This is a genomic window from Streptomyces sp. NPDC018610, from assembly GCF_044391765.1.
Taxonomy (GTDB): Bacteria; Actinomycetota; Actinomycetes; order Streptomycetales; family Streptomycetaceae; genus Streptomyces.
On record NZ_JBISAL010000011.1, the window covers coordinates 176718 to 194115 of the forward strand.

At 74.0% G+C, this 17398-nt stretch carries 14 protein-coding genes and 1 pseudogene; 9 read left to right on the top strand and 6 right to left on the bottom strand.

What is annotated here, in order from left to right; all coding sequences use genetic code 11:
• Positions 1–1984: DEAD/DEAH box helicase (locus tag ACH5A8_RS27260; RefSeq protein WP_399006235.1), on the bottom strand; the 1984-nt coding region annotated here is incomplete at its 3' end.
• A 495-nt stretch (positions 1985–2479) separates the two neighbouring features.
• Here ACH5A8_RS27260 and ACH5A8_RS27265 point away from each other — a divergent pair.
• Positions 2480–3226 carry a ferritin-like fold-containing protein gene (locus tag ACH5A8_RS27265; RefSeq protein WP_399006237.1) on the top strand — a complete coding sequence of 249 codons (747 nt, stop codon included), beginning with the start codon at positions 2480–2482 and terminating at the stop codon, positions 3224–3226.
• Positions 3227–3297: 71 nt separating this feature from the next.
• On the opposite strand, the gene ACH5A8_RS27270 is transcribed toward ACH5A8_RS27265, so the two are convergent.
• From ACH5A8_RS27270 to ACH5A8_RS27285, 4 genes are all read right to left on the bottom strand, one after another.
• Entirely contained in the window at positions 3298–3585 is a 288-nt protein-coding gene (locus tag ACH5A8_RS27270) for a hypothetical protein (protein ID WP_399006239.1), read from the bottom strand.
• A 227-nt stretch (positions 3586–3812) separates the two neighbouring features.
• Positions 3813–4040, bottom strand: a complete 228-nt coding sequence (locus tag ACH5A8_RS27275) for a DUF3107 domain-containing protein (RefSeq protein ID WP_189705270.1) — start codon at positions 4038–4040, stop codon at positions 3813–3815.
• Between the two features lie 161 nt (positions 4041–4201).
• Positions 4202–4846, bottom strand: coding sequence for a TetR/AcrR family transcriptional regulator (locus ACH5A8_RS27280; RefSeq protein ID WP_399006241.1), 645 nt, complete (start codon positions 4844–4846; stop codon positions 4202–4204).
• Positions 4847–5141: 295 nt separating this feature from the next.
• A complete protein-coding gene (locus ACH5A8_RS27285; protein ID WP_399006243.1) occupies positions 5142–5357 on the bottom strand; it encodes a hypothetical protein in 216 nt (71 codons plus the stop codon).
• A gap of 195 nt (positions 5358–5552) precedes the next feature.
• Here ACH5A8_RS27285 and ACH5A8_RS27290 point away from each other — a divergent pair, with 195 nt between their 5' ends.
• From ACH5A8_RS27290 to moeZ, 8 genes and pseudogenes are all read left to right on the top strand, one after another.
• The gene (locus ACH5A8_RS27290; protein WP_399006245.1) at positions 5553–6632 is read left to right on the top strand and encodes an alpha/beta fold hydrolase; all 1080 of its coding nucleotides are present in this window, start codon (positions 5553–5555) and stop codon (positions 6630–6632) included.
• 8 nt (positions 6633–6640) lie between these two features.
• Positions 6641–8530, top strand: coding sequence for a DUF3152 domain-containing protein (locus ACH5A8_RS27295; RefSeq protein ID WP_399006246.1), 1890 nt, complete (start codon positions 6641–6643; stop codon positions 8528–8530).
• Positions 8485–8952 (top strand): annotated as a pseudogene (locus tag ACH5A8_RS27300) (ATP-binding cassette domain-containing protein); the annotation flags it as partial. The gene ACH5A8_RS27295 and the pseudogene ACH5A8_RS27300, both read left to right, overlap by 46 nt.
• Positions 8953–9173: 221 nt before the next feature.
• Positions 9174–10901, top strand: coding sequence for a DUF3492 domain-containing protein (locus ACH5A8_RS27305; RefSeq protein ID WP_399006248.1), 1728 nt, complete (start codon positions 9174–9176; stop codon positions 10899–10901).
• A 23-nt stretch (positions 10902–10924) separates the two neighbouring features.
• Positions 10925–12118: a hypothetical protein gene (locus tag ACH5A8_RS27310; protein WP_399006250.1), complete on the top strand. Its 1194-nt coding sequence runs from the start codon at positions 10925–10927 to the stop codon at positions 12116–12118.
• A 438-nt stretch (positions 12119–12556) separates the two neighbouring features.
• Positions 12557–13519, top strand: a complete 963-nt coding sequence (locus ACH5A8_RS27315) for an NAD-dependent epimerase/dehydratase family protein (RefSeq protein WP_399006252.1) — start codon at positions 12557–12559, stop codon at positions 13517–13519.
• Entirely contained in the window at positions 13507–14256 is a 750-nt protein-coding gene (locus ACH5A8_RS27320; protein WP_399006254.1) for a spherulation-specific family 4 protein, read from the top strand. Before ACH5A8_RS27315 ends, ACH5A8_RS27320 begins: the two co-directional genes overlap by 13 nt.
• A 63-nt stretch (positions 14257–14319) precedes the next feature.
• On the top strand, positions 14320–15498 hold the full coding sequence (gene moeZ, locus ACH5A8_RS27325) for an adenylyltransferase/sulfurtransferase MoeZ (RefSeq protein ID WP_399006256.1): 1179 nt from the start codon (positions 14320–14322) through the stop codon (positions 15496–15498).
• Positions 15499–15789: 291 nt separating this feature from the next.
• Here moeZ and ACH5A8_RS27330 read toward each other — a convergent pair whose 3' ends face one another.
• Positions 15790–17343 carry an alpha/beta hydrolase gene (locus ACH5A8_RS27330; RefSeq protein ID WP_399006258.1) on the bottom strand — a complete coding sequence of 518 codons (1554 nt, stop codon included), beginning with the start codon at positions 17341–17343 and terminating at the stop codon, positions 15790–15792.
• Between the last annotated feature and the right edge of the window lie 55 nt (positions 17344–17398).

Genomic DNA, 17398 nt, shown 5'->3' on the forward strand with positions numbered 1-17398 from the left:
CGGTCTTGCGGGTGCGCTTCGGCTTCGCCTCGGTGGCCTCCGCCGTGTCCGCCGACTCCACCACGGCGGTGGCCGCCGGCGCGGCCTCGACGGCCTTGCGGGTACGGCGACGCGGCTTGGCCTCCGGCTCGGCGACGGCGCCCTCGGCGGCGTCCACCGCCGTCTCGGGGGCCGCGGCGGCCTTCCGGGTGCGGCGCGGCTTGGTCTCCGGCTCGGCGGCAGCGCCTTCGGCCGTGTCGACCGTCGCTTCGGCGGCCGGGGCCGCCTTCTTGCGGGTGCGGCGCGGGGCCGGCGCGGTCTCCTGCGCCTCGGGCGTGACGGTCGCCGCCTCGGCCGCGGCCTGGACGTCGCCCGTCGTCGCCGTCTCCTCCGCGGACCTGCGGGTCCTGCGGCGGCGCGCCTTCGCCGGGGCCTCGGCCGCGTCGACGGCCGGAGCCGTGGCGGTCACGGACGCGGCCGGCGCCGCGCTCTCCGCCGTCACCGCGGCCTGCGCCACGGTCTCGACGGCCGGCTCGCTCGCCGTCGTCGCCGTCGCGGCGGCCGTCGGCTGGCCCGGGGCGCCGCCGCGCGTGCGCCGACGACGGCGCGGGGTGCGGGTGGCCGTGGCCTCCTCGGCGGCCTCGGCCTCGGCGGGCGTGCCCGCGGTGGTCGACTCCGCCGCGGCGGAGTCCACCAGGGCGCCGCCACGGGTGCGGCGGCGACGGCGCGGGGTGCGCGCCGAGCGCTCGCGCTCGCGTTCGGCGGGACGTGCCTCGTCCCGGCCGCCACGACCGCCGCGGCCACCGCGGCCACCGGTCTCGCCGAGGTCCTCCAGCACCTCCGCGTCCAGACCGGCGCGGGTGCGCTCCGAGCGCGGCAGGATGCCCTTCGTGCCCTGGGGGATGCCCAGGTCGGAGAACAGGTGCGGGGAGGTGGAGTACGTCTCCGGCGGGTCGTTGAAGCCCAGCTGCAGCGCCTTGTTGATCAGCTGCCAGCGCGGGATGTCGTCCCAGTCGACGAGGGTGATCGCCGTGCCCTTGGCGCCCGCGCGGCCGGTACGGCCGATGCGGTGCAGGTACGTCTTCTCCTCTTCGGGCGACTGGTAGTTGATGACGTGCGTGACGCCCTCGACGTCGATGCCGCGGGCGGCGACGTCGGTGCAGACGAGCACGTCGACCTTGCCGTTGCGGAAGGCGCGCAGCGCCTGCTCGCGGGCGCCCTGGCCGAGGTCGCCGTGGACCGCGCCGGAGGCGAAACCGCGCTGCTTGAGCTGGTCGGCGAGGTCGGCCGCCGTGCGCTTGGTGCGGCAGAAGATCATCGCCAGCCCGCGGCCCTCGGCCTGCAGGATGCGCGCGACCATCTCGGGCTTGTCCATGTTGTGCGCGCGGTAGATGAACTGCGTGGTGTTGGCCACCGTCGCGCCCTCGTCGTCCGGCGCGGTGGCGCGGATGTGCGTGGGCTGCGACATGTAGCGGCGGGCCAGACCGATCACGGCGCCCGGCATGGTGGCCGAGAACAGCATGGTCTGCCGCTTCACCGGCAGCATGTCGATGATCTTCTCGACGTCGGGCAGGAAGCCCAGGTCGAGCATCTCGTCGGCCTCGTCCAGGACGAGCGCCTTGACGTGCTTCAGGTTCAGCTTCTTCTGGCCGGCCAGGTCGAGCAGACGGCCCGGGGTGCCGACGACGACGTCGACGCCGTTCTTCAGGGCCTCGACCTGGGGCTCGTAGGCCCGGCCGCCGTAGATCGCGACGACCCGCACGTTGCGCACCTTGCCGGCGGTCAGCAGGTCGTTGGTGACCTGCGTGCACAGCTCGCGCGTGGGGACGACGACGAGTGCCTGGGGGGCGTCGGTGAGGGCCTCGGGCCGGGCGCGGCCGGCCTCGACGTCGGCGGGGACGGTCACGCGCTCCAGGAGCGGAAGGCCGAAGCCGAGCGTCTTGCCGGTGCCGGTCTTGGCCTGGCCGATGACGTCCGTGCCCGTGAGGGCCACGGGCAGCGTCATCTCCTGGATGGGGAAGGGGGTGGTGATGCCGACGGCTTCCAGCGCCTCGGCGGTCTCGGGAAGGATGCCGAGTTCTCGGAACGTGGTAGTCAGGGTGCTGCCTCTTCTGTGTGTGTGCGGCGCGAGGCGAGCGCGGGGGTCGTGTCGTCTGACCGTGCCGGGGACGTCGGTCGCCTCGGGGGGCGACTCGATGGCACAGGACCACAGCCGACGCTCTAGCGCTCGTACCGCTGAGGGTGTCCCTCCGATCCCCGTACGCGCAGTGCCGTACGGTCAGGGAGGGCTGTCGGGTCGGAGCCGATCGGGCCACCGACCGGGCATCCTCATGCGTGCGCCCTGTCGGCATACGTCCGAATGCATCGGCGTACTCGGCGGGCGCATTACCACCATACCCCGGATTGCCGCACACGCGATGGCCGGTTTGGTCACGTAGTCGTCGTCACACTCGCTGACCAGGTCCTTACGGGGTGCGGTGAGCGGGCTATTGTGCGCTTCATGACGAGCTCTGACAAGTCCGACCACGTCTCCGACACCCCCGCCGCACGCACCGGGATCGCCGCCCAGGACTGGGCGACGGCCGCCGCCGACCCGCAGTACCGCGCCGCGGTCGTGGACCTGCTCGGCGCCCTCGCGTACGGCGAGCTGGCCGCGTTCGAGCGGCTCGCCGAGGACGCCAAGCTGGCGCCCACCCTCGCGGACAAGGCCGAACTGGCGAAGATGGCGTCGGCGGAGTTCCACCACTTCGAGCGGCTGCGCGACCGGCTCACCGAGATCGGTGCGGAGCCGACGGCGGCGATGGACCCGTTCGTGGCCGCGCTCGACGGCTTCCACAAGCAGACCGCGCCCTCGGACTGGCTGGAGGGGCTCGTCAAGGCGTACGTCGGCGACTCGATCGCCAGCGACTTCTACCGTGAGGTCGCCGCCCGTCTGGACACCGACACCCGTGAGCTGGTCCTGGCCGTCCTCGACGACACCGGTCACGCCGGTTTCGCGGTGGAGAAGGTGCGCGCGGCGATCGACGCGGATCCGCGGGTGGGCGGCCGGCTCGCCCTGTGGGCGCGGCGTCTGATGGGCGAGGCGCTGTCGCAGTCCCAGCGGGTCGTGGCCGACCGGGACGCGCTGTCCACGATGCTCGTCGGCGGAGTCGCCGACGGCTTCGACCTGGCCGAGGTCGGCAGGATGTTCTCCCGCATCACCGAGGCGCACACCAAGCGCATGGCCGCGCTGGGCCTGGCCGCCTGACGTGAGCCGGAGGCCTGTTCCGTCGCCGTCGAAGGCGCGCTGTCAGCGGGTGCGCCGCCGGCGGCGGCGGATCAGGCCGGCGCCGACCGCCGGCGCATTCTTCCCGCGGGGCGCACCAGCAGGGACAGCGAGGCGGTCGAGACGACCACCGCGCCGAGCAGGCTCGGCAGGAGGGGCCCGGAACCCAGCGCGCTGTGGGTGACGAAGTCGCCGAAGAGGGCGCCCGCGACGCCGGTCGACAGCACCAGCCGCCGGGACGGCAGCCGGTGGGACAGGCGGCGCAACAGCGCCATGCCGAACACCAGACCGAGCACGGCGGAGCCGAACGCCTCGAAGAACAACACGGTTCCCTCCCACATGGTCGGCCGGTGCTGACGGTCGTTCCGGTCATACCCCTGACCTGCGGAACCCAACCCTCCCCCATGGGCTGTTCGTGCGTCGCCCATGTGCCTGGCGGCCCAGGCGGGGCCGGGAGCGGAGACGGCCCGCCGAGGACGGAAACCGAGGAGGATTCGGGGAGCGAAGACACGAGGAGGGCCCGGCGGTTTCCGCCGGGCCCTCCTCGTGTCGCTGTCGCCTTCGCGTCCTACAGCGCGCCGAAGCCCACCTTGCGCGGGGCCGGCTCGCCCAGCTCGACGTACGCGAGACGCTCGGCCGGGACCAGCACCTTGCGGCCGTGCTCGTCCACGAGGGTCAGCAGCTGCGACTTGCCGGCCAGCGCCTCGGCCACCGCCCGCTCGACCTCCTCGGCGCTCTGACCGCTCTCCAGAACGATCTCGCGGGGCGCGTGCTGCACGCCGATCTTGACCTCCACGGCTATGTCCCTCCGACGGTCAGTGAAGTGCGCGACCTTCCGCGCCGTACCCAGCACACATTAGCCCGGTGAGGGGACGAACACGCTCCGCCGAAGCACGCCAGGAGCGAACAGGGCGCGGGAACAAACGCACGGACCGGCCGCGGGACGGGCGGCGTCGCTCAGTGCTGCTGGTCGCTGCCGTGCATCGGGAAGCCCGCGATGCCGCGCCACGCCAGCGACGTCAGCAGCTGCACCGCCTGGTCCCGGGGCACGCTGCGGTCGCTGTGCAGCCAGGAGCGGGCCACGACCTGGGCGAGACCGCCGAGGCCGGAGGCGAGCAGCATCGACTCCGCGCGCGAGAGGCCGGTGTCCTCGGCGATGACGTCGCAGATCGCCTCGGCGCACTCGTTGGTGACCTTGTCGACGCGCTCGCGCACCGCGGGCTCGTTCGTCAGGTCCGACTCGAACACCAGGCGGAAGGCGCCGCCGTCGTCCTCGACGTACGCGAAGTAGGCGTCCATCGTGGCCCGTACGCGCTGCTTGTTGTCGGTGGTCGACGCCAGCGCGCTGCGCACGGACTGGATGAGGGACTCGCAGTGCTGGTCCAGCAGGGCGAGATAGAGGTCGAGCTTGCCCGGGAAGTGCTGGTAGAGCACCGGCTTGCTGACGCCGGCGCGCTCGGCGATGTCGTCCATCGCGGCGGCGTGGTAGCCCTGCGCCACGAAGACCTCCTGGGCGGCGCCCAGCAGCTGGTTCCGTCGGGCACGGCGCGGCAGGCGCGTGCCTCGCGGGCGTGCCGCCTCTGTCTGCTCGATGGCTGTCACGCCGCCTCCCAAAGTCGTCCCTGTGCGGTGTGCGCCGCGCCGCCATCGTACTTTTCGGTAACCGTACTGTGCGCGGTGCGAGCACGAAATTTCACGGACCGGACGGTGGTGAAACCGGCGCAGAACGTTTCACACCGTTCCAGGCCGGGCAGCGACAGGCGTCCGTTCCGCCGTCGCCCGGCGGCGCTCCCGCGCCCCGTCGGCGGGCCGGCCGTCGGCGGGGCGCGTCACCGGTGGGTGCGTCACCGGCGCGGGCCCGCCGTGCCGGCGGCCGTCCGCTTCGCGGGCGACCACGTCACCGGTAGTCGTCCTCGTCGAGGGAGACGACCCGTGCCTGCTCGATGAGGTCGGCCTCGTTCCCGCGGTCCGGGTCCACTTCCGTCAGCGAGTCGTCCTGATCCGGCGCGATGTCGGTCTTCTGCTCTGCGGCGTCGCCCTCCGGCGCCTCGACGTCGATCTCGGCGCCGTTCTCATCCTCGAACGTGTCGGGCTCGGTCGGGTCGAATGCCATGCTGGGCTCCCTTCTCGTGGTCGTCCCCGGAACGAACGGGGGCTGATGCGGGTGCCCTCTGTACGAGCGTAGGAGACACCCGATCCGGACGCCATGCCGTGCACGGCCCGAACGTGAGTCCTTTGGGGCGGCATGGGGCCTATTTGTGACGGCGAACACATGAGCCATTGCGTGATCGTCTCGTAACATTGCCGCATGTCTTCGACCGAGCTGCCTCCCGTGCCGCCCGCCAACGTCCTTCCCAGGGTGGCACCCGTCGCGGCCGAAGAGGGCGAGCGGCTGCGCTCGGTCGAACTGCCGGGCATCACCCTGACGGTGCGTTCCCGGCCTCCCGTCCGCGAGGACCTCCCGCCCGCGCTCTACGTCCACGGGCTCGGCGGCTCCTCGCAGAACTGGTCGGCCCTGATGGCCCTGCTGGAGGACACCGTCGACGGCGAGGCCGTCGACCTGCCGGGCTTCGGCGACTCCCCGCCGCCGGACGACGGCAACTATTCGGTCACCGCGCACGCGCGCGCGGTGATCCACTTCCTCGACGCCTCCGGCCGCGGACCGGTCCACCTCGTGGGCAACTCGCTGGGCGGCGCCGTCTCCACGCGCGTGGCCGCGCTCCGCCCGGACCTGGTGCGCACGCTCACCCTCGTCTCGCCCGCGCTGCCCGAGCTGCGCGTGCAGCGCTCGGCGGTGCCGACCGGGCTGCTCGCCCTGCCGGGCGTGGCCGCCCTCTTCACCCGGCTCACCCGTCAGTGGACGGCCGAGCAGCGCGTCCGCGGGGTCATGGCCCTGTGTTACGGCGACCCCGAACGGGTGACGCCCGAGGGATTCCGCGACGCGGTGCGGGAGATGGAGCGGCGGCTGCAGCTGCCGTACTTCTGGGACGCGATGGCCCGCTCCGCGCGCGGGATCGTGGACGCGTACACGCTGGGCGGCCAGCACGGTCTGTGGCGTCAGGCCGAACGGGTGCTCGCCCCGACGCTGCTGGTCTACGGCGGCCGGGACCAGCTCGTGGGCTTCCGCATGGCGCGGCGGGCGGCGCGGGCGTTCCGCGACTCCCGTCTGCTCACCCTGCCGGACGCGGGACACGTGGCGATGATGGAGTACCCCGAGACGGTGGCGACCGCGTTCCGGGAACTGCTGACGGAGACCGGGGCGCGGACACGGTGGCGCGGGCCCGGGGAACCGGGGAAGCCGGCGGCACCGGGGGAGGGGGCCGCGGGCTCCGGAGGGACGGGGACCGATGCGGGGGCTTCCGGCATGACCATGGGCATGGGGGGCTGAGGGTCGAGGTGGGACGCCACAGCCGCCGCGGACCCGCCCCCAAGGGCGACAGCGCGCAGACGACCGGAGAGCGGGACGGCCAGGGCCGCCAGGACGGCCCCGAGGGCACGGAGGGACAGGAGCGGCGAGGACTCGGAAGCCGCCGGGGCGACCCGAACGGCCTCGCGGCCGGGGACGGCTGGGACGGTCGGTCGGGACCGGGCGCGATCGCCGCGCCGGGCGCGATGCCGCGACAGGGCGGGACGCCGGCGCCGGACGCGATGCCCCGGCAGAGCCAGGCGCCGGCCGGGCGGCCGCGGCAGGGCACGGTGCCGCCGGGGCGGCGGACCGGCGACGGCCAGGTCCCCGGGCAGCAGCGGCCGGGCGGCGGTCCGGTCCACACGGGACCGCGCCTCTCCGAGGGCACGCCCGCCCAGGGCGACCCCCGTCTCCCGGACGGCACGCCCGCCCGCGGTGTCCCCCGTCTTCCCGACGGCACACCCGCGCGGGGCGTCCCGAGGTTCCCCGACGGCGGCACGCCCGCCCGCGGTGTCCCCCGCTTCCCCGACGGCGGCACGCCCGCCCGCGGTGTCCCCCGCTTCCCCGACGGCGGCACACCCGCCCGGGGAGTCCCCCGTTCTCCCGACGGCACACCCGCCCAGGGAGTGCGGCGTCTTCACGACGGCACGCCGGCGCACGGTGTTCCCCGCCTGGCCGACGGCACCCCCGCCCGCGGTGTCCCGCAGGCTCGCGGCGGGCATCCGGAGCAGCGGGAAGCCGGCGGCGGCTGGGGCCGGCCGGGGCCTCGGGGCGAGGAAGCGGGCACCGGGAAGCGCGGGCGGCGAGGCACCCCAGGCGCCGCCGGCGCGGGTCCCTCCGCCGCTCCCGGCCTTCCCATTCCCCGGCAGCGGCAGGCGCCCCCCGGCGGCCCCCGGCAGGACTACCTCGACGCCTTCGACGAGGACGCCGACGTCTTCGTACCCCGGCCCCGCGACGCCGGGCAGCCCCCGTCCGGCCCCGCCGCCTCCACCGTGCCCGCCGTCCCGGCCGGGCCGGAAGGAGGGAACCGCGCCCCGGACGGCGCCGCGCCGGCCGCCGACGCGTCCACCCGTGGCAGGAACGTCCCCAAGGGGCGGACCTTCACCGGCATCGCCGCCGCGGCCGTCACCACCGTGCTCGCCGTCGTCGTCGCCGGACAGGTCACCGACGGCGGCGCGGGCACCCGGACCCAGGCGGCCCCGGGCGGCGTCGGCGACGTCCGCGGCACCACGGGCCCGGACGGCCAGGCGAGCCCGACGCCCTCCCCGCGCGCGGTGGCGCTGACGTACGCCCAGAAGATGAACACCAGGTATCCGCTCAGCCCGGCCCTCAAGGGATCGGGGAAGTTCGAGGCGGTGCCGGGCTACGCCAAGGCGCCCGGCAGGGGACGCAAGTACACCTACCGCGTCGACGTGGAGCAGGGTCTCGGGCTGGACGGCGCGCTCTTCGCCGACGCCGTGCAGAAGACCCTCAACGACGACCGCAGCTGGGCCCACGGCGGCGTACGCACCTTCGAGCGGATCTCCTCCGGCGAACCCGACTTCGTGATCACCCTCGCCAGCCCGGGCACCACCGCCACCTGGTGCGCCAAGTCCGGGCTGGACACCACCGAGGACAACGTCTCCTGCGACTCGGCCGCGACCGAGCGCGTGATGATCAACGCCTACCGGTGGGCCCAGGGCTCCAAGACCTACGGCGACGCGATGTACGCCTACCGGCAGATGCTGATCAACCACGAGGTCGGCCACCGGCTCGGCCACAACCACGTCACCTGCCAGAAGAACGGCGAGCTGGCGCCCGTCATGCAGCAGCAGACCAAGTTCCTCGACCACGACGGGATCCACTGTCTGCCCAACGCCTGGCCCTATCCGCGGAGTTGACGACCGGCGCGTGGATCGCGTCGACAATGCGCCGGATGGTTCGTTCGACTCCCTGCCGCGCGCGTGCCGTCGAAGCGCCGGAGCGCGTCGGCATCCCAACGCGGCGCGGCGCTCCGGTCACGGCGCACGAGTTCAGCGGCGGCATGCGCCGGCGCGCTCTGATCGCCATGGCGCCGGCCTGCGCGCCCGACCTGCTGATCGCCGACGAGCCGGCCACCGCGCTCGACGTGACCGTCCAGGCGCAGATCCTCGAGCTGCTGCACACGCTGCGCGAGGAGACCGGGACGGGCCTGCCGCTCGTCACCCACGACGTGGGCGTCGTCGCCGAGAGCGTGGACGAGGTGCTGGTCATACGCGACGGGCGGGCGGTCGAGCACGGACCGGTCGCCACCGTCCTCCGCGCCGCCGGCCACGGCGTGACGGGAGGCGCGTGAAGTGACGTTTCGTGGTCGAGTGATCCCCTAGCGCGACCGAACGCGACCCGCACGGGAAAGTCACGACCGTTCACCCCTTCTGGTGGCGCGATGGACAACCGTCCGTCGCGCCACCGGCATGTCCGCATACCTTCGTCCCGCTGCGCGCCGCCGACACCGTCCGGCGGCCATCAACACGGCAGAGACCGAAGGAGATCGGGGGTGCACGCGTGCGCATCGGACTGGTGACGGAAGGTGGCTATCCGTATGTGAGCGGTGACGCCGGACTCTGGTGCGAACGGCTCGTACGCGGGCTCGGACAGCACGAGTTCGACCTCTACGCGCTCAGCCGCAGCCGACAGCAGGAGGACGAGGGCTGGCTCCCGTTGCCGCAGCACGTCGGCCGGGTCCGTACGGCGTCCCTGTGGGCCTCGGCCGACGACGGCCCGGCGTACGGGCGCCGTGCGCGCCGCCACTTCGCCGAGTGCTACGGCGAACTGGCGGCGGCCCTGGCCACGGCGAGCAACGCCGACCTCTGCGACACGGCCGGCCGCGGCGGCCCGGACGTCGAGGCGGACCGTTTCGCCAGGGCGCTCTACGGGCTCGCCGAACTCGCCCGTGACGAGGGCGGGCTCGCGGGCGCCCTGCGCTCGGAGACCGCCGTCCGTGCCCTCGAACGCGCCTGCCGCGCACCCGGCGCGCAGCGCGCGGCGCGCCAGGCGCGCGTCCCCGACCTCCTCGCGGTCGCCGCCCACCTCGAACGCGCCCTGCGCCCCCTCTCGCTCGACTGGCACGAGGACGACGGCCTCGGCGCCGCCGACCTGTGCCACACGGCGGCCGGCGGCACGACCGCGCTGCCGGGACTCCTCGCCCGCCACTTCTGCGACGTCCCCCTGCTGGTCACCGAGTACGGCGTGCCGCTGCGCGCGCACTACCTGGCCGCCCGAGACGACGTCGCACCGGCCGAGCGGGCCCTGCTCGCCGCCTTCCACGGCTCCCTCGCCGCCGAGGTCTACCGACGGGCCGCCGTGGTCACCCACGGCAACGCCCACGCCCGCCGCTGGCAGGAGCGCTGCGGCGCGGACCGCGCCAGGCTGCGCACCGTCCACCCCGGCCTGGACGCCACCGCCTTCACCGAGGTCGGCGAGTCCCCGGAGCCCGCCGACCCGGACACGCTGGTGTGGGTGGGCCGCGTCGAACCCACCAAGGACCTGGTGTCCCTGCTGCACGCCTTCACGCGGGTGCGCACGGCGCTGCCGAAGGCGCGGCTCAGGATCGTGGGGTCGGCGACCGGCCCCGAAGCAGCCGCCTACCTCGGCCACTGCAAGGCGCTGGCCGCCCAGCTCTTCCCCGACGAGGCCACGGGCCCGCACACCGCCGGCGACAACCCGGTCTCCTTCGAGGAGATCGGCGGCCCCGAGGCGCCGAGCCGCGCCGACGCCTACGCGGCTGGCTCGGTGATCGTCCTGTCGAGCGTCGTGGAGGGCTTCCCGCTGGGCCTCGTCGCGGCCATGCTCTGCGGTCGCGCGACGGTCTCCACCGACGTCGGAGCCGTCGTCGAGGTCGTCGGGGGCACGGGTCTGGTCGTGCCCCCGCGCAATCCGCAGGCGCTCGCGGAGGCGTGCGCGAGCCTGCTGGGCGACTCCGAGCGCCGTGCCCGCCTGGGCGCCGCCGCCCGCGCCCGAGCGCTCGAACTGTTCACCGTCGAGCAGAACATCGCGGCGTTCCACGGCATCTACCTGGAGATCGTCTCGCAGTGCCCGGTCCGGCGCGTCGTCCTCGACCGCTCGGGCGAACCGCTCCCGTTCGCCGCCCCGGCCGAGGCCCATGTCGCCGGCCGTTGGACCGGCCCGCCCGCCCCCGCCGCCTCCCTCGCGGCTCGCGGCGGCCCCGCCTGGGCGGCCACCGCCCCCGCCCGGACCCCGGCCCCGGCGTCCCCCACGGAGGCCACCCGATGACCACCCCGAAGAACCCGAGAGACATGAGGAGTCCAGAGGTCCCCGGAGCGGAGCACCCGCCGCTCACCCCGGCCGGCCACGTCCTCGACCGGACGCCCCCGCCGGCGGTCTCCCGGCGAGGCGGCGCCGACCCGGTCAAGGTGCTGATGCGTCGGCACCGCGACCTGTGCGAACGCGCGGTCGACCCGCTGGAGATCGCCGCGGGCCTGGAGGCGCACGGCGTCACCGACCGCACCGCCGCCCGCTTCCGCCATCGCGACGTCTTCTCCCTCGCCGAGGAGATGTACGCCCGGGTCGCCCGCGACACGGAGACGTCCCCGCACTCCGGCACCGCCGACCGGCCCCGAACCGGTCCCGGCCCCTTCCTGCTCACCCTGCTGCCCGGTGCCCTGTGCGCCGCCGGGATCGCCGGACTGCGCCTGGCCGAGGGCCGGACGCGCCTGACGGTGACCGCGGCCGCGGTCCTCGCCGTCGCCCTGGGCGTGCGCGCGGTCCTCCGCCGCGGCCCGCTGAGCGCCGCCCGGCACCGAGCGCCCGGCACCCGCACCCCCGGCACCCGCGCCTGGACGTGCTGGCTCCTCGGCTACGCCGCGCTCGGTGACGGACTGCTCGGCGCGGCCGTCGGCGGCGGCCCCGACGGACTGCCCGACGGCACCGCGGCCGGCGGCCCCTGGCCCCTGTCCACCACCTCCGTCCTGGCACTCACCCTCGCCCTCGCCCCGGCGGCCTGTGTCGCCCACCTCTTCGCCGTACGCGCCCGGCGGCGACTGGCGGTCAGCCGCGGCCTGGACGAGTTCGCCGCCTCCGCACGGCCCCTGCTCCTCGGCGCGTTCGCCCTGTTCCTGTGCGCGCTGGCCGTCCTCCTCGCCGTCTGCGGCGCGGTCCTGCACGAGCCGGCCGACCAGGCGCGGATCCTCACGCTGGGCGCCCTGCTGCTGCTCGCCCGCCTCCTCACCGTCCACGGCTCCACCCACGCCCCGGCCGTGGCCCTCGGCGCCGCCGCCACGGCCGAGGTGACGGCCCAGGCCAGCGTCTTCGCCGGCCGCCTGCCGGGCTGCGACCCGCTCGCCGTCCCGGTCGACACCGTCGTCACGGCCTGGGGCCCGGGCGCGGTGCCCGTACTGGCCTGTGGAGCCGCCGCCCTGGCCCTGCTGGTCCATGCGACCCGCGCACTGAGCCGCGCCTCGGCCCACGCGCGGACGGAGGGACAGCCGTGACGGGCCTCCGAGCGGCAGCCACGGGGACCACTGGAGTGGTGGCCGTGGCGGTGGCCGTCACAGGCGTCCGGGTGGCGACCGTGACAGTCCCTAGGACGCGAGCGGCCGGCCACCGCGTGGGCCGCCTCCGAGCGGGTCGCCTCCGAGCGCCCCGTCTTCGAGCAGGCCGTCTCCGAGCAGGCCGTGAGCACCCCGCGCACCGGCGCGCACCGCGCGCGCCCCACCGGCGCACCTCCCTGTGCGACCGCACCACCACGTGCGACAGCACCCGGCCGGGGCCCCAGCCGGGGCCCGCCCACCGCACGTCATCGGCCGCCGGCCGTACAGCCGGCGCCGAACGCACCACCTTTTTGAAGGAGAACACCAGATGACCACCGCCCGATCCGGAGCGTCCGGAGCATCCGGAGCCACCGGAGCGCACACCCCGGGAGCCGCCCGATGAGGGTTCTGCTGATCGGAGCCAACGGATACCTCGGCCGATTCGTCGCCGACCGGCTGCTCGCCGACCCGGCCGTCCAGCTCACCGCACTCGGCCGCGGCGACGACGCCGACGTCCGCTTCGACCTCGCCACCGGCAGCCCGGGAGCGCTCACTCGCTTCCTGGACGCCGTCCACCCCGGCGTCGTCGTCAACTGCGCGGGCGCCACGCGCGGCGGCGCTCGCGAACTCACCCGGCACAACACGGTCGCCGTCGCCACCGTCTGCGAGGCACTGCGCCGCAGCGGCTGCGGGGCCCGCCTGGTGCAGATCGGCTGCGGCGCGGAGTACGGCCCCAGCCAGCCCGGGTCCTCCACCGCCGAGGACGCGGTGCCCCGCCCCGGCGGCCCGTACGGCGTCAGCAAACTCGCCGCCACGGAACTGGTCCTCGGCTCCGGCCTGGACGCCGTCGTGCTCCGTGTCTTCTCGCCCGCCGGGCCGGGGACCCCGGCGGGCTCCCCGCTCGGCCGCCTGGCCGAGGCCATGCGCCGCGCCATGCAGTCCGGCGACAGCGACCTCAAGCTCGGCGGCCTCGGCGTCCAGCGCGACTTCATCGACGTCCGCGACGTGGCCCGCGCCGTGCACGCCGCCTCGCTCTCGGCCGCCCAGGGCGTCATCAACATCGGCTCGGGCCGAGCCGTCCGGCTGCGCGAGGCCGCCTCCGTCCTCGCCCGCGTGGCCGGATACGGCGGCACCCTGCTGGAGCTCGACGCCCCGCCCGGCGGCCACCTCAGGGCCGCCATCGGGCACCCCCGCACCGATCCGGACCACCCGGCCCCCGTCGCGTACCCGTACCCCGACGGCTGCGGCAGCTGGCAGCAGGCCGACGTGCGCACCGCCCGCGACCGGCTCGGCTGGCGGCCCCGGATCAGCCTCGAAGAGTCCCTGGCCGACATCTGGATGGAGGCGGCATGCCGCATCTGACCAGCACCACGACCGACTGTCCGAGCACCGGGATCCGCACCGGACTCGGCGCCCCCGGCTGCGCCCACCCCCTGCTCGCCCCCGCCGAGTGGAGCGCGCTCACCCGCCCCGGCACGCACCTGGACTGGGTGGTCCTCGACGTCGCCGACGGCCCCGGCGTCCAACCCGACCCGCACTGCCTGGACGCCGCCGGGCGGCTGCGCAACGCGGGCGTCCGCGTCCTCGGCCGCCTCGACATCGCGTACGGCGCCCGGTCCCGGACCGAACTGGTCACCGACGCGCACCGCTACCTCGAGTGGTACCAGGTCGACGGCTTCCTCCTGCGGCACTGCCCGGCCGACCGTGCCACGCTGCCCGAGGTCCGCCGCACGGTCACCTCGCTCCGCGCGCTCCGGGCCGACGCCCACATCGTCCTCGGCCACGGCACCCATCCGTATCCCGGCTACGCCGAGAACGCCGACCAACTGGTGACCTTCAGCGGCCCGTGGCGCGACTACCGGTGGTCGCAGGTGGCGGAGTGGACCGCCGAGTATCCGCCCGAGCGCTTCTGCCACTTCGTGCACGGCGTCCCGCGCGGCCATCTCGGCGAGGCGCTGCGCATCGCCCGCTGGCAGGGGGCGGCGACGGTCTGGTTCACCGACCGTACGGATCAGGGCGATCACGCCGGCCCCTGGGAGGGCCTGCCCGGCTACTGGGACGAGATCGTCTCGCGTACCGGAACAGGTGTCTCGGAATGAAGAAGGGCGTGGCAGTGTTACGGGGAGAACAACCGTAGTGATCGACCGACCAACGGAGTCCCCGTGTCGTTGCCACCCCTGGTCGAGCCGGCTTCCGAGCTCACCGTAGACGAGGTTCGCAGGTACTCCCGCCACCTGATCATCCCCGATGTGGGGATGGACGGGCAGAAGCGGCTGAAGAACGCCAAGGTGCTCTGTGTGGGCGCCGGCGGCCTGGGCTCGCCGGCGCTGATGTACATGGCCGCGGCGGGCGTCGGCACGCTCGGCATCGTGGAGTTCGACGAGGTCGACGAATCGAACCTGCAGCGCCAGGTCATCCACAGCCAGTCCGACATCGGCCGCTCCAAGGCCGAGTCCGCGCGTGACACCGTCAAGGGCATCAACCCGTACGTGAACGTGGTCCTTCACGAGGAGCGGCTCGAGGCCGACAACGTGATGGACATCTTCAGCCAGTACGACCTGATCGTCGACGGCACGGACAACTTCGCGACCCGCTACCTGGTCAACGACGCGTGCGTGCTCCTCGACAAGCCGTACGTGTGGGGGTCGATCTACCGCTTCGACGGCCAGGCCTCGGTCTTCTGGTCCGAGCACGGCCCCTGCTACCGCTGCCTCTACCCGGAGCCCCCGCCCCCCGGCATGGTCCCCTCCTGCGCCGAGGGCGGTGTCCTGGGCGTGCTGTGCGCGTCCATCGGCTCCATCCAGGTCAACGAGGCGATCAAGCTCCTCGCGGGCATCGGCGAGCCGCTGGTCGGCCGCCTGATGATCTACGACGCCCTGGAGATGCAGTACCGCCAGGTCAAGGTCCGCAAGGACCCCGACTGCGCGGTCTGCGGCGAGAACCCGACCGTCACCGAGCTCATCGACTACGAGGCCTTCTGCGGCGTCGTCTCCGAGGAGGCCCAGGCGGCGGCCGCCGACTCGACGATCACTCCCAAGCAGCTCAAGGAGTGGATCGACGAAGGCGAGAACCTCGAGCTCATCGACGTTCGCGAGCCCAACGAGTTCGAGATCGTCGCCATTCCGGGCGCCCGCCTGATCCCGAAGAACGAGTTCCTCATGGGCACCGCCCTGGAGACCCTCCCGCACGACAAGAAGATCGTCTTGAACTGCAAGACGGGTGTCCGCAGTGCGGAAGTCCTCGCTGTGCTGAAGTCCGCGGGCTTCGCCGACGCCGTCCACGTCGGCGGCGGCGTCATCGGCTGGGTCAACCAGATCGAACCGCACAAGCCGGTGTACTGAGCCTCCGGCTCGGTCCGCTCCGTTCCTCCGGCGGGGGTCGCGCGCACCTCGGGTGCTCGTGGCCCCCGCCGTTCGCGTGGGCGGGCGCCGTCGGATTCGGGTACCGACCCGTCGGGCGGACGAGCCCGTCCTCCACCGTGCGTGACGCGACATACCGCCCCCCTCGTCGTGGGCCCCGGCGGATCGGCCGCCGGTGGCTGTCACGCCATGGTAGGCAGGCCGGGACGGACGGGTGAGGGCCTGTGGATAACCCTCTGACCTGGGGATTTCCGGTAGCCGGGGGGTGCCGGGCTAGGCGCAGACCGTTCCCGGCGCGGGGACCTTGCCGTTCAGCAGGTAGCCGTCGACCGCGTTCTGGACGCACTTGTTCTTGCTGTCGTAGGAGCCGTGGCCCTGGCCCTTGTAGGTCAGTTCGACGGCGACGCCCTTGCCCAGCGCGTCCACCATCTTCTTCGCGCCCTCGTACGGGGTGGCCGGGTCGCCGGTGTTGCCCACGACGAGGATCGGCGCCGAACCGGGCGCGCTCACATCGGGGTGGTCGGCCGCGCCCTTGACCGGCCAGTCGGTGCAGCTGAGCATGCCCCAGGCCAGGAACTCCCCGAACAGCGGCGAGGCGGCCCGGAACTCCGGCAGCTTCTTCAGCACGTAGGCGGTGTCGTACCGCTGCTTCTCGTCGGCGCAGTTGATGGCGACGTTCGCCGCCGTGATGTTGCTGTACTCGCCGTTCTGGTCGCGGCCGTTCAGCGCGTCGGACAGCAGCATCAGGATTCTGCCGTCCCCCTCGTAGGCCTCCTCCAGCCCTTCGGTGAGCGGCTGCCACAGTTCCTTGGAGTAGAGGGCCTGAGCGATGCCGTTGGTCGCCGCGGTCTCGGTCAGCCGGCGCGGGAAGACACCCGGGATCGGATCGCTGTCGAGCTTCCTGAGCAGGGCGGCGATGCGGTTCTCGACGTCCTGCGCGGAGTCGCCGAGGGGACAGTCGGCCACCTTCGACACACAGTCCCGCGCGAAGTTGTCCAAGGCCAGCTGGAACCCCTTGGCCTGGCCGAGCGAGCTCTGCTCGGGGTCCTGCGTGGGGTCGACGACCCCGTCGAGGACGGCGCGGCCCACGTGCCCCGGGAACAGGTGGGCGTACACACCGCCCAGTTCGGTGCCGTAGGAGATGCCGAAGTAGTGCAGCTTCTCGTCGCCGAGGACCTGGCGCATCAGGTCCATGTCGCGGGCCGCGTCCGTGGTGGCCACATGCGGGAGGACCTTCGCGGAGTTCCTCTCGCACGCCGCGTTGAACTGCTCGGTGTTCTTCAGATAGGCGTTCCGCTCGGCGGCGTCGTCGGGCGTCCCGTCCTGCTGGAAGTACTGGTCGAGCCGGCTGTCGCTCTCGCACTTGACGCCCGCGCTGCGGCCCACGCCGCGCGGGTCGAAGCTGACCAGGTCGTAGCGGGTGCGCAGCTTGGCGTAGTCGGAGGCGAACGCGGGCAGGGTGCTGACGCCCGAGCCTCCCGGCCCGCCGAAGTTGAAGATCAGCGAGCCGATGCGCTCGCCCGGCCCGCTCGCCTTCGCCCGGATCAGCGCGATGCCGATGGTCTCGCCCCGGGGTTTGTCCCAGTCCAGGGGCGCGCGCATGGTGGCGCACTGCCAGGCGCCGCCGCCCGGCAGCGGGGACGGCGCCGTGCCGCCGCCCTCGGCCGCGGAGGGCGGCGGACAGTCCTTCCAGGTCAGCTTCTGCGTCGCCAGGTCCCCGCCGCCGCCTCCGGGATCGGCGTCGTCGCCGCACCCCGCCACCAGGGCGGCCAGCAGGACGGCGGTCGAGGTCAGGGCGGCGGCGCGCAGCCCGCGGGGATTCGGCATGCCTTCATCCTCACGCCGTGGGGGGCCTGACGCGCGGGACGCGGGCCGTCCGGGC

Bases quoted from the DNA above. Each gene is read 5' to 3' on its own strand.
- ACH5A8_RS27265 (WP_399006237.1), top strand. From the start codon at position 2,480: ATGACGAGCTCTGACAAGTCCGACCACGTCTCCGACACCCCCGCCGCA.
- ACH5A8_RS27270 (WP_399006239.1), bottom strand. From the start codon at position 3,585: ATGTGGGAGGGAACCGTGTTGTTCTTCGAGGCGTTCGGCTCCGCCGTG.
- ACH5A8_RS27285 (WP_399006243.1), bottom strand. From the start codon at position 5,357: ATGGCATTCGACCCGACCGAGCCCGACACGTTCGAGGATGAGAACGGC.
- ACH5A8_RS27290 (WP_399006245.1), top strand. From the start codon at position 5,553: ATGTCTTCGACCGAGCTGCCTCCCGTGCCGCCCGCCAACGTCCTTCCC.
- ACH5A8_RS27310 (WP_399006250.1), top strand. From the start codon at position 10,925: ATGAGGAGTCCAGAGGTCCCCGGAGCGGAGCACCCGCCGCTCACCCCG.
- ACH5A8_RS27315 (WP_399006252.1), top strand. From the start codon at position 12,557: ATGAGGGTTCTGCTGATCGGAGCCAACGGATACCTCGGCCGATTCGTC.
- ACH5A8_RS27320 (WP_399006254.1), top strand. From the start codon at position 13,507: ATGCCGCATCTGACCAGCACCACGACCGACTGTCCGAGCACCGGGATC.
- ACH5A8_RS27330 (WP_399006258.1), bottom strand. From the start codon at position 17,343: ATGCCGAATCCCCGCGGGCTGCGCGCCGCCGCCCTGACCTCGACCGCC.